14 protein-coding genes are annotated in these 15,325 nt (G+C 71.2%); 6 read left to right on the top strand and 8 right to left on the bottom strand.

The window, feature by feature from the left end; genetic code table 11:
* Window positions 1-38 precede the first annotated feature (38 nt).
* On the bottom strand, window positions 39-1,736 hold the full coding sequence (locus tag ACFY9S_RS34835; protein WP_391136729.1) for a threonine/serine exporter family protein: 1,698 nt from the start codon (window positions 1,734-1,736) through the stop codon (window positions 39-41).
* Window positions 1,737-1,855: 119 nt separating this feature from the next.
* On the bottom strand, window positions 1,856-2,347 hold the full coding sequence (locus ACFY9S_RS34830; RefSeq protein ID WP_007452023.1) for an inorganic diphosphatase: 492 nt from the start codon (window positions 2,345-2,347) through the stop codon (window positions 1,856-1,858).
* A 79-nt stretch (window positions 2,348-2,426) separates the two neighbouring features.
* On the opposite strand from ACFY9S_RS34830, the gene dacB reads away from it, so the two are divergent.
* The 6 genes from dacB (at window position 2,427) to folE (ending at window position 10,070) form a co-directional block, all read left to right on the top strand.
* Window positions 2,427-4,010, top strand: a complete 1,584-nt coding sequence (dacB, locus tag ACFY9S_RS34825; protein WP_391136726.1) for a D-alanyl-D-alanine carboxypeptidase/D-alanyl-D-alanine-endopeptidase — start codon at window positions 2,427-2,429, stop codon at window positions 4,008-4,010.
* Window positions 4,011-4,091: 81 nt separating this feature from the next.
* The gene (locus ACFY9S_RS34820) at window positions 4,092-5,219 is read left to right on the top strand and encodes a zinc-dependent metalloprotease (RefSeq protein ID WP_391136723.1); all 1,128 of its coding nucleotides are present in this window, start codon (window positions 4,092-4,094) and stop codon (window positions 5,217-5,219) included.
* Window positions 5,220-5,415: 196 nt separating this feature from the next.
* Window positions 5,416-6,492 carry a tRNA lysidine(34) synthetase TilS gene (gene tilS / locus ACFY9S_RS34815; RefSeq protein ID WP_391136720.1) on the top strand — a complete coding sequence of 359 codons (1,077 nt, stop codon included), beginning with the start codon at window positions 5,416-5,418 and terminating at the stop codon, window positions 6,490-6,492.
* Window positions 6,493-6,554: 62 nt separating this feature from the next.
* A complete protein-coding gene (hpt, locus tag ACFY9S_RS34810; RefSeq protein WP_102913044.1) occupies window positions 6,555-7,115 on the top strand; it encodes a hypoxanthine phosphoribosyltransferase in 561 nt (186 codons plus the stop codon).
* 186 nt (window positions 7,116-7,301) lie between these two features.
* Window positions 7,302-9,341, top strand: coding sequence for an ATP-dependent zinc metalloprotease FtsH (ftsH, locus tag ACFY9S_RS34805; RefSeq protein WP_102913045.1), 2,040 nt, complete (start codon window positions 7,302-7,304; stop codon window positions 9,339-9,341).
* Window positions 9,342-9,464: 123 nt separating this feature from the next.
* Window positions 9,465-10,070: a GTP cyclohydrolase I FolE gene (gene folE / locus ACFY9S_RS34800; RefSeq protein ID WP_391136717.1), complete on the top strand. Its 606-nt coding sequence runs from the start codon at window positions 9,465-9,467 to the stop codon at window positions 10,068-10,070.
* A gap of 15 nt (window positions 10,071-10,085) precedes the next feature.
* On the opposite strand, the gene ACFY9S_RS34795 is transcribed toward folE, so the two are convergent.
* The 6 genes from ACFY9S_RS34795 to ACFY9S_RS34770 all read right to left on the bottom strand — a co-directional run bounded on the left by ACFY9S_RS34795 (window position 10,086) and on the right by ACFY9S_RS34770 (window position 15,128).
* Entirely contained in the window at window positions 10,086-10,574 is a 489-nt protein-coding gene (locus tag ACFY9S_RS34795; protein ID WP_391136714.1) for a DUF3180 family protein, read from the bottom strand.
* A 59-nt stretch (window positions 10,575-10,633) separates the two neighbouring features.
* Complete coding sequence (folK, locus tag ACFY9S_RS34790; protein WP_391136711.1) at window positions 10,634-11,245, bottom strand: 2-amino-4-hydroxy-6-hydroxymethyldihydropteridine diphosphokinase; 612 nt, start codon at window positions 11,243-11,245, stop codon at window positions 10,634-10,636.
* Window positions 11,242-11,601: a dihydroneopterin aldolase gene (gene folB / locus ACFY9S_RS34785; RefSeq protein WP_102910140.1), complete on the bottom strand. Its 360-nt coding sequence runs from the start codon at window positions 11,599-11,601 to the stop codon at window positions 11,242-11,244. The genes folK and folB overlap by 4 nt, the downstream gene beginning before the upstream one ends.
* A 236-nt stretch (window positions 11,602-11,837) precedes the next feature.
* The gene (locus ACFY9S_RS34780; RefSeq protein ID WP_391136708.1) at window positions 11,838-12,344 is read right to left on the bottom strand and encodes a nuclear transport factor 2 family protein; all 507 of its coding nucleotides are present in this window, start codon (window positions 12,342-12,344) and stop codon (window positions 11,838-11,840) included.
* Window positions 12,341-13,222 carry a dihydropteroate synthase gene (folP, locus tag ACFY9S_RS34775; protein WP_391136705.1) on the bottom strand — a complete coding sequence of 294 codons (882 nt, stop codon included), beginning with the start codon at window positions 13,220-13,222 and terminating at the stop codon, window positions 12,341-12,343. The genes ACFY9S_RS34780 and folP overlap by 4 nt, the downstream gene beginning before the upstream one ends.
* A gap of 73 nt (window positions 13,223-13,295) precedes the next feature.
* Window positions 13,296-15,128 (bottom strand): phosphatidylglycerol lysyltransferase domain-containing protein, encoded by a 1,833-nt coding sequence (locus tag ACFY9S_RS34770; RefSeq protein WP_391136702.1) that lies wholly within the window; start codon window positions 15,126-15,128, stop codon window positions 13,296-13,298.
* Between the last annotated feature and the right edge of the window lie 197 nt (window positions 15,129-15,325).

Genomic DNA, 15,325 nt, shown 5'->3' with positions numbered 1-15,325 from the left:
CCCCCAAGGGCCCACGGCCGCCCACGGCCGCCGACGGACTAGAAGCCCCTGGTCCGCTTGGCGGCCCGCCGCTTCTCCGCGGACCCGATCCGCAGGAACATGCGGGAGATCTCCGACCCGAGATTCACCCCGATGGCGATGGCCATGGCGAGGGCCACCGCCTTCGACAGCGACACCAGCCCCTCGTCCACCTCGTTCTGCGCGATCGCCAGCAGCCCGAAGTACGTCGCGGAGCCCGGAAGCAGCGGCCCGATCGCCGCGGTCGTGTAGGGCAGGGCGGAGGCGAACTGATACCGCGACAGCAACTGCCCGAACAGCCCCACCAGGCCCGCTGCCGCCGCCGTGGACGCCACCGGCGAGATGTCCCCCACGTAGTGCATCGCGCCGAACACCACCCACGCGACACCGCCGTTCAGCGTCACCCACATCACGGTGGATCGTTCCTGCTGGAGCAGCACCGCGAACGCCAGTGACAGCAGCATCGACGCCCCGATCATGATCAACGGGTCGTCGGAGGCCCCGAGCGCCTGGTCGGGGTTGAGCCGCGCCCCCAGCTGCACGCCGAAGTACAGCACCAGCAGCACACCCGCGACGATGCCCACGAAGAAGTACATGACCTCCAGCAGTCGCGCGGACGCGGTGATGTAGAAGCCGGTCAGGCCGTCCTGCACACCCGCCACCAGCGCCCGCCCGGGCAGCAGCGCGAACAGTCCACCGGTGATCACCGCCGATGCCTTCACGTCGACGTGGGCCAGCGTCAGCGCGATCCCGATCGCGGCCGGCGGCGTCGCGGCAACGGTGAACTGGTAGAACTCCGGCAGTCCGCGCCCCGCGCACAGCCACGCCAGCCGGTCACCGAGCATCGCGCCGAGCGCCGCCGCGACGAACACGATCAGGTCGCCGCCCACGAGCACGGAGGCCGCACCGGCCAGCAGCCCGCTCGCACCGGTCAGCGCCCAGCCGGGGTAGGGGTGGCGGTTACGGCGGATCTCCGCGAGCCGCCGGTAGGCCTCCTCGAGGGAGACCGCCGTCTCGTCGTCGCTGAGGTCGTCCACCAGCTGGTACACGGCGGCCAGACGCGTGTAGTCGGTGCCCCGGCGGCGCACGGTCCGCGACGCCGTGACCGGGTCGTCCACGAGGGACGGCTGGTAGGAGATCGCCAGCAGCGTGAAGGTGACGTTGGGCTCGCAGCGGTCCAGGCCGTAGGACCGGCACACGGCGAACATCGCCGCCTCCACGTCCTCGGCGCCCTCACCGCCCGCCAGCAGCAACTCGCCGATACGCAGCGTCAGGTCGAGCACGCGCGGCACGGCCGGCCCGCTCTCGTCGCTGCTGCGCTGGCTGATCTCCGGCGCCGGCCGCTCCGCCACCGGCATGCGCAGCATCGTGCGCATCCGGTCCTGCCAGGGCACGTCCTTGGTCAGGCTGACCACAGGGATCCCGCTCGGCGGTGTGAAGGCCGTCGGGGCGTGCTTCGCGCTGTAGGTGCTCGGCGGGGTGAACGCCGACCCCTCCTGCTCCGCCGAGGGCGCCGCATGCACGCCCAGCCCTTGCGGCACGGCGAACTCGGAGGTGGTCTCGGGCTCCGCACCTGCCGTTCTGAGCAGGGCCAGGCCCTCGGGGATCGCGAACTCCGACGTCGTCGACATGTCGCCGTCGACGCCGGTCCCGGCCGGAGGCAGGAACGCACTCCTCGCCTCGTCCGACTTCGGTTTGCGGTCCTCCGCGTCCGTCACTGCCTGGCGCTCCCTGTACGACACGTCAGCCTCGTACCCCCCACAGCCTCAGTATGCGCACAGACGGACGAACGGGCCGCACACGCAGGCGTGCGGCCCGTGAGCATCAAGAAAAGGGGTCAGTGACCGCCCTGGTCCTTGAAGCGCTTGTAGGACCGCTCGATCTCGGCCTCGGCGTCGGTGCGGCCCACCCAGTCGGCACCCTCGACCGACTTGCCCGGCTCCAGGTCCTTGTAGACCTCGAAGAAGTGCTGGATCTCCAGGCGGTCGAACTCCGACACGTGGTGGATGTCCCGCAGGTGCTCCACGCGCGGGTCCGTCGACGGCACGCACAGCAGCTTGTCGTCGCCGCCCGCCTCGTCCGTCATGCGGAACATGCCGATCGCCCGGCAGCGGATCAGGCAGCCCGGGAACGTCGGCTCGTCGAGGATGACCAGCGCGTCCAGCGGGTCGCCGTCCTCGCCGAGGGTGTTCTCGACGAAGCCGTAGTCGGTCGGGTAGGCGGTCGAGGTGAAGAGTCGCCGGTCCAGGCGGATACGACCGGTCTCGTGGTCCACCTCGTACTTGTTGCGCGAACCCTTCGGAATCTCGATCGTGACGTCGAACTCCACCGGTGGCTCCTCCATGATCAACACATAGTTCTGGTGGTTAAGTGTCCCTCACGCAGGTGTGTGATCGCGAAAGGGGCTGGTGGTCGTGCCAGAGCTGAGGCCTTGGCGGGCCGCGAAGCCGCACGTGGTGCGGCTCGCGGATGCCGTACGACCGCGCCTGGTCCGGGCCGCAGCAGCCACGAAACCGCGGCTCGCGCGGCTCGCACGAGCCGGAAAACCGCAGGTCGCGAAGGCGCTGCCGAAGACCTGGCAGTACACCGCGGGCGCCGCCACCGCCGGACTCGCACTGACCGCCGGTGTGGTGACCGCCGCCGGTCCCTGGGACTCCTCGGGTCAGCGTACGGCCGAGCGGGACCGGGCCGTGGCCCTGGGCCGCTCGGGTGGCGCAGATCACGGCAGCGCCCCCGGCGCGCCCGGTCGGCCCCGGCCCGCACCCAGCGCCGGACCGGTGCTGACCGGCCTCGGCGGCGTCAGCACGGTGAAGTCCGCCCCGGACGGCAAGGCCCTCACGGACGCCCTCACGCCCCTGCTGAAGGACCCCGCCCTCGGTCCCCGGCCCGCCGCCGCGGTCATCGACGTGACCACCGGCAGACGCCTGTTCGGCAAGGCGTCGGACACCGCGTTCACCCCGGCCTCCACGACGAAGGTCGCCACGGCCGTCGCCGCACTGTCCGCGATGGGCGCCGACCACCGCCTCACCACCCGCGCCGCGCTGGAACCCGACACCGGGGAAGTCGTCCTGGTCGGCGGCGGCGACCCCACGCTCACCGCCCGCGAGAGCACCGACGGCGCGGCCGGCCTGCGCACCCTGGCCGCCGGGACGGCCGCAGCCCTCGCCGACCGGGGCGTGCGCGAGGTGACCCTCTCCTACGACACGACCCGCTACGCGGGCGATGAAATGCACCCGATCGGGGTCGACGGCAATCTCGCCCGCGTCACCCCCCTCATGGCCGACGAGGGCCGCACGAACGACTCGGTGAGCGGCCCGGCCCAGCGCGTGACGGACCCGGCGGCGGACGCGGCCCGCCGGTTCGGGGAGATGCTGAAGTCCCACGGCATCAAGACCACGGCCCCCGGCCCGTCCAAGGCCACGACCCGGGCCAAGACCCTCGCGGCGGTCTCCTCGCCCCCGCTCTCCGCCGTCGTCGAACGCATGCTGACCAACAGCGACAACGACATCGCCGAGGCCCTCGCCCGCCAGACGGCCATCGCCACGGGCAACCGGCCCGACTTCGCCGGTGCGGGCAAGGCCATCGGCTCCCAGCTGCGCAAACTCGGCCTTCCCGTGAAGGGCGCCGCCTTCAAGGACGGCAGCGGCCTGAACCGCGCCGACCGGCTGACCCCCGACCTCCTCACCGCCCTGCTCGCCAAGGCGGCCGACCCCTCCCACCCCGAGCTCCGCCCGGCCCTCACCGGCCTGCCCGTAGCCGGCTTCACCGGCACCCTGACCACCCGTTACACGGACGGAGCATCCGGCGTCGTCCGTGCCAAGACCGGCACTCTCTCGGGCGTCCACACCCTCGCGGGCACCCTGGTCGACGAGGACGGCCGCCTGCTCGCCTTCGCGTTCATGGCCACGGACACGGACCCCGGCAGGCCGGCGGCGACCCAGCAGGCGCTGGACCGCATCGCGAGTGCGCTGGCGGCATGCGGCTGCAGGTGACCGCCACCCACCCGCCCCCACGACCGGCACCCAGCCCTCGCCGCCCTGCCCCACTGCTCGGCGCTCACGTACGGTTGACGCATGACGAGCATCGGTGGTGCTTCAACCGGCATGGTCGACTGGAATCTCGCGGTCGCGACCGCGACCCGGCTCGTACGGCCGGGCCCAGAGGTCAGTGGCGACGAGGCCAGGGCCGTCGTCGCGGAGCTGCGCCGGCATGCCAAGGCCTCGGAGGAACACGTCCGCGGATTCACCCGTCTGGGCACCGAGGAGGGGCACGACACCCCCGTCCTCGTCGTCGACCGCCCGGGCTGGATCCGGGCGAACGTCGCCGGGTTCCGGGAAATCCTCCGGCCCCTGCTCGACAAGATGCAGGAACGGCGCGGCGACACCCCCGGCGGCTCGGTCATGAGCGCCGTCGGCGGCAAGGTCACCGGCGTCGAACTGGGCATGCTGCTGTCCTTCCTGGCCTCCCGCGTCCTCGGCCAGTACGAGACCTTCGCCCCGGCCACCCGCGAACTCCCCTCCGGCGCGAACGGCGGCGGCAGGCTCCTGCTCGTCGCCCCGAACATCGTCCACGTGGAGCGCGAACTCGACGTCGACCCGCACGACTTCAGGCTCTGGGTGTGCCTGCACGAGGAGACGCACCGCACCCAGTTCACCGCCGTGCCCTGGCTGCGGGACCACCTGGAGGGTGAAATCCAGTCCTTCCTCCAGGAGACCGACGTCGACCCCATGACCGTCCTGGAACGCGTCCGGGAAGCCGCCCAGAGCCTCGCCGGAGGCCGCCCCGAGGCCGAGGAGGACGACGGCGGGCGCTCACTCGTCGAGATCGTCCAGACCCCCGCCCAGCGCGAGATCCTCGGCCGCCTCACGGCCGTGATGTCCCTGCTGGAGGGCCACGCCGACTTCGTGATGGACGGCGTCGGCCCGGCGGTGGTACCGAGCGTCGGGGAGATCCGCGAGAAGTTCCAGCAGCGCCGCGCCAAGGGCGCCTCCCGCCTGGATCTGGCGCTGCGCAAGCTGCTCGGCCTGGACGCCAAGCTCCGCCAGTACCGGGACGGCGAACGCTTCGTGCGGGCCGTCGTCGACGAGGTCGGCATGGACGGCTTCAACCGCGTGTGGACCTCGCCCAACACCCTCCCCACCAAGTCGGAGATCGCCAAACCGGCGGACTGGGTCGCGCGGGTGCACCGCAGGGCCGAGTAGTGAACATCGCGGGAAGGTCGTGAAAGGGAACCGGCCGACGGCAGGCGAACGCCCCTCCAATCACCCGTCCGAGGGACCGTGAGGCAGGGGTAGGCGTGCAATGCTCGGGGAACGGCCCGGTTCTGTCACCATCTACACACTCTGCGTGACCGACACGCGGGCTCACCCCCCGAAAATTTCATGAAGGGAACCGGACATGGGTCCCCATCCTGCGGTCGCGGCGATACGCCTGGCGGTCCGCCGCGTCCTCCACGACCTCCTCACCGAACACCACCGCGCCCCCGCCGCGGTCCCGCACGCCCTCCCGCACCAGCATCCCCCGAGCTCCAGGCTGCGCTCGAGCAGCGAGGCGCCCCCGCCCCCGCCGCTCGTGCTCGTGGCGTGCTCCGGCGGCGCCGACTCCATGGCCCTCGCCTCCGCCCTCGCCTTCGAGTCACCCAAGCTGGGCATCAGGGCCGGCGGCGTGACCGTCGACCACGGCCTCCAGCCCGGCTCCGATCTGCGCGCCGCGGAAGTCGTCCAGCGCCTGCGTGAACTCGGCCTCGACCCCGTCGACTCCGTCGTCGTCACCGTCGGCCGCGCCGGCGGGCCCGAGGCCGCCGCCCGGGACGCCCGCTACGCCGCGCTCGACACCGCCGCCGAACGCCACGGCGCCGCCGCCGTCCTGCTCGGCCACACCCGTGACGACCAGGCCGAGACCGTCCTGCTCGGCCTCGCCCGCGGCTCCGGCATCCGCTCCCTGTCCGGAATGGCCGCGGTCTCGGGGGCCGGCGGCCGCTACCGGCGCCCCTTCCTGGAACTGGACCGCCAGACCGCCCGCAAGGCCTGCATGGTCCAGTCCCTGCCCGTCTGGGACGACCCCCACAACGCCGACCCGTCCTACACTCGCTCCCGGCTGCGCCACGAGGGCCTGCCCGCCCTGGAGAAGGCCCTCGGCAAAGGCGTCGTCGAGGCCCTCGCCCGTACGGCCCGGCTCTCCCGCGACGACGCCGACGCCCTCGACTCCTGGGCCTGTCAGGCCGAGGCCACCGTCCGCGACGCCGCGGGGCTCCTGGAGTGCGCCAAGCTCTACGCCCTGCCGCCCGCCGTACGCCGCCGCGTCCTGCGCCGGGCCGCCATCGAGGCCGGGGCACCCGCCGGGTCGCTGTTCGCCCGTCACATCGAGGAAATCGACCGGCTGATCACCGGCTGGCGCGGGCAGGGAGCCATCAACCTCCCCGGCAAGGTCGTGGCCCGGCGGCAGGGTGGCAGACTGGTGATTCGGCAAGGCTGAACCACGACCCCTCCCCGCAGTCGCCAGGAGGGGCCGCTCGGCCGCTGGGACGACCGAAAGTGATGCGGGTGGACGCGAAAGACATGGGTGCCGACCTCGAGAAGGTGCTCATCACCAAAGAAGAGATCGACGCCAAGCTGACCGAGCTGGCTGCGAAGATCGACGCGGAGTACGCGGGCAAGGACCTGCTGATCGTCGGAGTCCTCAAGGGCGCGGTGATGGTCATGGCCGACCTCGCCCGGGCGCTGTCCACCCCCGTCACCATGGACTGGATGGCCGTATCCTCGTACGGGGCGGGCACCCAGTCCTCCGGTGTGGTGCGGATCCTGAAGGACCTCGACACCGACATCAAGGGCAAGCACGTCCTGATCGTCGAGGACATCATCGACTCCGGCCTGACCCTGTCCTGGCTGCTCTCCAACCTCGGCTCGCGCGAGCCCGCATCCCTCAAGGTGTGCACGCTGCTGCGCAAGCCCGAGGCCGCGAAGGTGGCCATCGACGTGGAATGGGCCGGATTCGACATCCCCAACGAATTCGTCGTGGGATACGGCCTCGACTACGCCGAGAAGTACCGCAACCTCCCGTTCGTCGGTACGCTCGCGCCCCACGTGTACGGCGGCTGAAACCCCGTCCGGGGTGCCGTACCGGTGATCGGGAACCCCAGCGGGCTTCCCGCCGTTGGAGCAGGCGTAGGCGGATCGCCAGCTGTCCCACGCGGCTTCAGGTGACAATGCTGGGGTACCGTCCGAAGAACAGTCTTTATCAAACTCACTATGGCAGGAGGGACGGGGCGGCACCGCTCCGTATGGATGGACGTGAAGCGATACTTCCGTGGGCCGGTCATGTGGATCGTGCTGGCCGTCCTCGCCGTGGTCGTGTTGATGCAGGTCGTCGGCTCGTCCGGCGGCTACAAGACGGTGGACACCGGCCAGGTCGTCCAGGCGATCAACCAGAACAAGGTCGAGTCGGCCAAGCTGACCACCGGTGACGAATCGATCATCAAGGTCACGCTCAAAGACGGCGTAAAGGTCGAGGACAGCTCGAAGATCCAGGCGAGCTACATCGGCACCCAGGGTGTCGACCTCGCCAACACGCTGCAGAACAAGTACCAGGACAAGCAGATCCCGGACGGCTACACGGTTTCGCCGTCCAAGCAGAACCCGTTCGTCGGCATCCTGCTCTCCCTGCTGCCCTTCGTGCTGATCGTGGTCGTGTTCCTGTTCCTGATGAATCAGATGCAGGGCGGCGGCTCCCGGGTCATGAACTTCGGGAAGTCCAAGGCCAAGCTCATCACCAAGGACACCCCCAAGACCACCTTCTCCGACGTCGCCGGATCCGACGAGGCCGTCGAGGAGCTCCACGAGATCAAGGAGTTCCTCCAGGAGCCGGCCAAGTTCCAGGCGGTCGGCGCCAAGATCCCGAAGGGCGTCCTGCTCTACGGGCCTCCCGGCACCGGCAAGACCCTGCTCGCGCGTGCCGTCGCGGGCGAGGCGGGCGTCCCCTTCTACTCGATCTCCGGTTCCGACTTCGTCGAGATGTTCGTCGGTGTCGGTGCCTCCCGGGTCCGTGACCTGTTCGAGCAGGCCAAGGCGAACGCCCCGGCGATCGTCTTCGTCGACGAGATCGACGCGGTCGGCCGCCACCGCGGCGCCGGCCTCGGCGGCGGTCACGACGAGCGCGAGCAGACCCTGAACCAGCTCCTCGTCGAGATGGACGGCTTCGACGTCAAGGGCGGCGTGATCCTCATCGCCGCGACGAACCGGCCCGACATCCTCGACCCGGCGCTGCTGCGCCCCGGCCGCTTCGACCGGCAGATCGCCGTCGACCGCCCGGACATGCAGGGCCGTCTGGAGATCCTCAAGGTCCACCAGAAGGGCAAGCCGGTCGCGCCCGACGTCGACCTGTCGGCCATGGCCCGCCGTACGCCCGGTATGACGGGTGCCGATCTGGCCAACGTGTTGAACGAGGCCGCTCTGCTGACGGCTCGCAGCGACAAGAAGCTGATCGACAACCACATGCTCGACGAGGCGATCGACCGTGTGGTCGCGGGCCCGCAGAAGCGGACCCGGATCATGTCGGACAAGGAGAAGAAGATCACCGCGTACCACGAGGGCGGACACGCCCTGGTCGCGGCGGCTTCGCCGAACTCCGATCCCGTCCACAAGATCACGATCCTGTCGAGAGGCCGGGCCCTCGGCTACACGATGGTGCTGCCGGAGGAGGACAAGTACTCGACCACGCGCAATGAGATGCTGGACCAGCTGGCCTACATGCTGGGCGGCCGCGCGGCCGAGGAGCTCGTCTTCCACGACCCGACCACGGGTGCCGCCAACGACATCGAGAAGGCCACCGGTCTGGCTCGTGCGATGGTCACGCAGTACGGCATGACCGAGCGTCTCGGCGCGATCAAGTTCGGTGGCGACAACACCGAGCCCTTCCTCGGCCGTGAGATGTCTCACCAGCGCGACTACTCGGAAGAGGTCGCCGCGCTCGTGGACGAAGAGGTCAAGAAGCTCATCGAGACCGCGCACAACGAGGCGTGGGAGATCCTGGTCGAGAACCGCGACGTCCTCGACAACCTGGTGTTGCAGCTGCTGGAGAGGGAGACGCTGGGCAAGGAGGAGATCGCCGAGATCTTCGCCCCCATCGTCAAGCGCCCGCCGCGGCCCGCCTGGACGGGGTCCTCCCGCCGTACGCCGTCCACCCGTCCCCCGGTCCTCTCCCCCAAGGAGCTGGCCTTGACGAACGGGGCGAACGGCGCGACGCCGGCCATCTCCACCGCGAAGAGCACCGTGGCGGAGCCCGCCCCGGCGCCCGAGCGGACCCCGGAGGACCGTCCCGAGAGCTGACCGGGCTCCCGGCTGGCCCACGGCCCCGGAATGGATGCCGCGCCCCCCAGGTTTTAGCCTGGGGGGCGCGGCTTTGCGCCATCCTGCAGGCCCACCGAGAAGGACACAGGAACGAGGCACCAGATGACCGACCCCGTGACGCTGGACGGCGAGGGCCAGATCGGCGAGTTCGACGAGAAGCGCGCCGAGAACGCCGTACGCGAACTGCTGATCGCGGTCGGCGAGGACCCGGACCGTGAGGGCCTGAGGGAGACGCCGGCGCGGGTGGCGCGGGCGTACAAGGAGATATTCGGGGGGCTGTGGCAGAAGCCCGAGGACGTGCTGACGACGACGTTCGACCTAGGGCACGACGAGATGGTCCTCGTGAAGGACATCGAAGTCCTGAGCTCCTGCGAGCATCATCTCGTGCCGTTCGTCGGTGTCGCGCACGTCGGCTACATCCCGTCCGTCGAAGGCAAGATCACAGGCTTGTCGAAGCTCGCCCGGCTCGTGGACGTCTACGCCCGGCGCCCACAGGTGCAGGAACGACTCACCACGCAGATCGCCGACTCCCTGATGGAGATCCTGGAGCCGCGTGGCGTGATCGTCGTGGTCGAGTGCGAGCACATGTGCATGTCGATGCGCGGAGTCCGGAAGGTGGGCGCGAAGACGATCACCTCGGCGGTCCGGGGGCAGCTGCGCGACTCGGCGACCCGTAATGAGGCCATGAGCCTCATCATGGCCCGCTGACGCAGCCCTGGGGCCTCACACGGTCGGCGCCGCCCCCGTGCCGTCGTTCTCGTCGTCCTCCGGGAGCTTGCAGACGCGCTCCAGGAAGATGGCGGCCGCTATGACGCCGATGCCCGCGAGGACGGAGAAGCCGGCGTAGACGGCCTGGTCGCGGCGGGCGGGGATGTCGAGGGATTCCAGGAGGAAGACGCCGGTGCCGCCGTACATGCCGACGACGAGGGCGGCGACCAGGGCGCTGGCATGGCCGAAGACGACCGCTCGGGCCGCCATGAGGGGGTCGACGCCCTTGGCCTCGGGGCGGCGCTCGCGCTGGGCCTTGAGACGGGCGCGGATCGAGAGCGCCGTGGCCAGCAGGATCACGGCGATCACGGCCAGGACGACGGGGGCGGCCAGGGGGACGCTGGGGAGCGTTCCGACCGAGTTCCACAGGCGGGCGCCCGCCCAGGACAGGACGCCGGCCACGACGAAGACGCCGGCCAGCACCCGGATACGCAGCTCTCTCACGGTGTCCCTTCGGTTCCCCCGGCTTCCGGCCCGGTTCGCGGCCGTCTTGACCTTAACGGCTACTCCGGCAGCCGGAGTTCCAGGTCCTCGCGGGGCGTCACCCCGTCGCGGGTGACGGCGTCCAGCAGACCGGCGACCGGCCCGCGGCCGGGCAGCTGCGCCTCGGCGTCCAGGTCGTGCCAGGGGGCCAGGACGAAGGCGCGTTCGTGGGCGCGGGGGTGGGGGAGGGTGAGCTGCGGGTCGTCGGAGACGACGTCGGCGTAGCAGACGATGTCGACGTCGAGGGTGCGGGGACCCCAGTGCTCGTCCCGGACGCGGTGGAAGGCCTCCTCGACCGCGTGCGCGCGCTCCAGGAGCGAGGAGGGCGGGAGGGTGGTCTTGAGGACCACGACGGCGTTGAAGTAGGCGGGCTGGCTGCCCGGGTCCACACCCCAGGGCTCGGTCTCGTAGACAGGGGAGACGCCCTTGATGCGGACGCCGGGCGTGTCCTCCAGGGCGTCGATGGCCCCCTGGAGGGTCTCCAGGCGGTTGCCGAGGTTGGAGCCGAGGGCGACCACGGCCCGTTTGGGGTTGGACAGGGTGGTGTCGGCGGCGTCGACCTTCTCGACGACGGAGGCGGGTACCGGCTGTACGGTCGGGTCGGTCGGACCCTTGATGAAGGGCGCGGTCATGCTCGGCTCCGGGTGATGGTGACGGTCACGTCGTCGAAGGGGACGGTGATCGGGGCGTCCGGTTTGTGGACGCAGACCTCGACCTCCTGCACTCCCTCGTGCTGCAGACAGGCCTGGGCGATGCGCTCGGCGAGCGTCTCGATGAGGTCCACGGGCTCGCCCTGGACGACGGCCACGACCTCCTCCGCCACGATGCCGTAGTGCACGGTCTTCGCCAGGTCGTCGTCGGCCGCGGCCGGTCGGGTGTCCAGGCCGAGGACGAGGTCCACGATGAAGGTCTGGCCCTCTTCGCGTTCCCGGGGGAACACGCCGTGGTGCCCGCGGGCCTTCAGGCCGCGCAGCGCGACACGATCCACGCGAATCACTCCTGCAATCGTCGGTCAGGGCCGGGCGGTGCCGTGTGCGGTCGGCACACCGGCCTCGGTCGAATCTACCTGCGAGCACGGGCGGGCCCGGGCCACGGGGTGGGAGCTTCGGCCGGGCCCGGCAGGATTCATCCGGCGTTTCCCCTGGGAAACCCTTCGGTGCACAGGTTGGTAGCCGCCCCTACCCGGGCGTCCGTGATTCCAACCACTTCATGCCGCCTACCCACTCAGGCGGGGGTGTCGTCCTGTTCGTCCTCGTCGGTTTCGGCCAGGACGGGGGAAGCGTGGTGCGACCAGAGTTTCCACCCCGTGGGCGTGCGCCGGAACACGTTGGTGGCGACCACGAGCTGCCCGACGAGCGGGCCGAGCTCCTCGCCGGCGCCCTCGGGGGCGGGGCCGCCGCTGAGGATGTTCTCGGTGCAGTTCACCAGGGCGGTGTCGCCGGTGACCGAGACGTGCACGTCGGTGAGGAAGAACTGGATGTAGTCGGTGTTCGCCATGATCAGCGCGTACGACCGGAGGACCTCGCCGCGGCCGGTGAGCACGGGCCAGCCGGGGTGCACGCAGGAGACCACCCCGGTGTCGGCCGGGTCGTGGTAGCTCTCGTCGACGCCCAGGTCGGCAGGGGTCAGCCAGAGCGACGCCAGTTCCTCGAAGTCGCCCTGCTCCAGTGCCTCGTAGAAGGCGGTGTTGGCGGCCTCGACCTGCTCGACGTCGGTGTGCGGGGCGCTCACCGGGCTCCCTCTGTGCGGGTGCGCGCCCTCGCGACGGCGCGGGCGACGCGGACCGCGTCGGCCGTGGCCCGGACCTCGTGCACGCGGACCGCCCAGGCGCCGGCGTGCGCCGCGAGCGCGGAGACGGCGGCGGTGGCCGCGTCGCGTTCACGTGCGGGTGGCGGCGGCCCGTCGGGGCCGGCGAGGACCCGGCCGAGGAAGCGTTTGCGGGACGCGGCGATGAGCAGGGGGTGGCCGAGGGCGAGGACCCGGTCGAGGCCCGCGAGGAGGGCGAGGTCGTGCTCGGCGTCCTTGGAGAAGCCGAGGCCGGGGTCGACGATGACGCGGTCGGGAGCGATGCCTCCGGCCAGGACGGCCTCCACGCGCGCGCGGAGTTCGTCGACGACTTCGCTGACGACGTCGTTGTACTCGCCCCTGACGTTGCCGCCCTGGAGGAAGCCGCGCCAGTGCATGACGACGAAGGGGGCTCCGGCGTCGGCGACGGCCGGGATCATGCGGGAGTCGGCGAGACCGCCGCTGACGTCGTTGACGAGGGCGGCACCGGCCGCGAGGGCCCGTTCCGCGACGGAGGCGCGCATGGTGTCGACGGAGACCGTGACGCCCTCGGAGGCCAGCCCGCGCACGACGGGGACGACGCGGCGCAGTTCCTCGGCCTCGTCGACCCGGGTGGCTCCGGGGCGGGTGGACTCGCCGCCGACGTCGACCAGGTCGGCGCCCTCGGTGACCAGGTCCAGGCCCCGCTTGACGGCGGCCGTGGTGTCGAAGAAGCGGCCGCCGTCGGAGAAGGAGTCGGGGGTGACGTTCACGACTCCCATGACCGCGCAGCGGTCCCGTTCCGGTAGGCCCGCCACGCGCCCGCGTCCGCTCTGGTTGCTCATATGTTCAGCGTAGGCCCCGGCGGGGGCCGTCAGGCGCTGCGGCCCGGGCGACGGCCCCGTCCGACGTGCCGGGCTACGCCGCCCGGACACCCCGTTCCGCGGTGCCGTGGGCGCACGGGCGGTGGACGGCCCGGCGTCGCCGGCGCAGGACGCGCGGCAGGGGCAGGGCGAGGGTGACGAAGCCCTCGGCCTGCATGGCGGCGAAACCGATGCGGGGCAGGTCGGCGGAGGCGCGGTAGACGACGAAGCGCGGCTCCCAGCGCGGCCGGAACTTGGCGTTGAACTTGTACAGGGACTCGATCTGGAACCAGCGGGAGAGGAAGACCAGCAGTCCGCGCCAGGCGCGCAGTACCGGGCCGGCGCCGATCTTCTCGCCGCGTGCGAGGGCCGCGCGGAACATGGCGAAGTTGAGGGAGACGCGTGCGATGCCCAGCTTGGGGGCTGCCTGGAGGGCGGCCACGATGAGCAGTTCGTTCATGCCGGGGTCGGCCGAGCGGTCGCGGCGCATCAGGTCCAGGGAGACACCGTCGGTGCCCCAGGGCACGAAGTGCAGGATCGCCTTCAGGTCGCCGTAGGGGCCGGGGTGGTCGTCCTGCTTGTGGGCGGTGGCGATGAGGCAGTCGCCGTCGGCGGGGTCGCCGACGCGGCCCAGGGCCATGGAGAAGCCGCGTTCGGTGTCGGTGCCGCGCCAGTCGTCGGCGGCCTGCCGGATGCGCTCCAGTTCGGCTTCGCCGAGGTCACGGACACGTCGTACCCGGGTTTCGTAACCGGCGCGCTCGATGCGCTTGACCATCTGGCGCACGTTGCGCATCGCGCGGCCGGCAAGGGAGAAATCCGCGACGTCCACCACCGCCTCGTCGCCCAGTTCGAGGGCGTCGAGCCCGGTCTCGCGGGTCCACACCTCGCCGCCCGTCTCGGAGCAGCCCATGACGGCGGGGGTCCAGGAGTGGGCCCTGGCCTCGTCCATGAACCGTTCGATGGCGCCGGGCCAGGCCTCGACGTCGCCGATCGGGTCGCCGCTGGCGAGCATCACGCCGGAGACCACGCGGTAGGTCACCGCGGCTTTGCCGCTGGGGGAGAAGACGACGGCCTTGTCGCGGCGCAGGGCGAAGTGGCCGAGGGAGTCGCGGCGCCCGTGCTTCTCCAGCAGGACGCGCAGCCGGGCCTCGTCCTCCTCGGTGAGCCGTGCGGCGGGGTGTTCGGGGCGGAAGGCCAGGTAGATGGTGGTGACGGCGGTGAGCAGGCCGAGGGCGCCGAGGGAGAAGGCGACGGTCCAGGAGGTGTCGCCCTGGTAGGCGACCGGGCCCTCGAAGCCGAACAGGCCGTAGATGACGTGGGTGATGCGGTCGGCGAGGCTGGGGTCGCCGACGATGCGCTCGCCGTGGACGCTGACGACGAGCAGCCCGAGCAGGAGCGAACCGGCGCTCATGAGGACGAAGTTGGCCAGCGCCCGCCAGCGGCTGCGCGGGTCGGGCAGGGCGTTGAACTGGTCCCGGTGGCGCAGCAGGGGCGCCAGCAGTGCCAGGGAGATCAGCACGCCCAGCAGCGAGTGCCGGTAGGTGAACTGCGCGACGGCACCGGCGGGCAGGAGGGCCACCGCCGCTCGCCAGGCCCGGCGCTTGCCGCGCTTGAGGCCGTGGGCGAGCAGCAGCAACAGCACGCCGGTGCTGAGGGACAGGGCGGCCGCGAACGGGCCGAGCGCGCCGGGCAGGACCTCGGCGATGGCGTGCATCCGGCTGTGCCGGAAGCGGGGGAAGACGCCCGCGGCGATGTCCAGGGCGCCCACCAGGGCGCAGGCTCTGCCGACGAGGACGGGGACGGCCTCGGGGCGTGGCCCGCGCGGTATCCGGCTCGCCCGGCCCGGACGGGCCGTGCCGCTGTCGCGACGCGGAACCTCGCCCGACATTTCCTCATCTGTCCTGACAGACATCGCATCCCGTAGTTCTGCGAGAGACCTTGGATCCGGTGCCGATTCGGGCATCCGGCGACATTGCGCCCTCTAGGACGGTGTCTCGGGGGAAGAGGTTCACTCCCCACGTCAAAGCCGTTTCAAAGGCCAAGGAAAGTCCGGGGCAAGCCCGCGCGAAGGAATGATCGCGGGCC

The sequence above is a fragment of the Streptomyces sp. NPDC012474 genome, assembly GCF_042955185.1.
Taxonomy (GTDB): domain Bacteria; phylum Actinomycetota; class Actinomycetes; order Streptomycetales; family Streptomycetaceae; genus Streptomyces; species Streptomyces cahuitamycinicus.
Note: the sequence above shows the minus strand (reverse complement) of the source record. Positions and strands in the feature narration are given on the sequence as shown.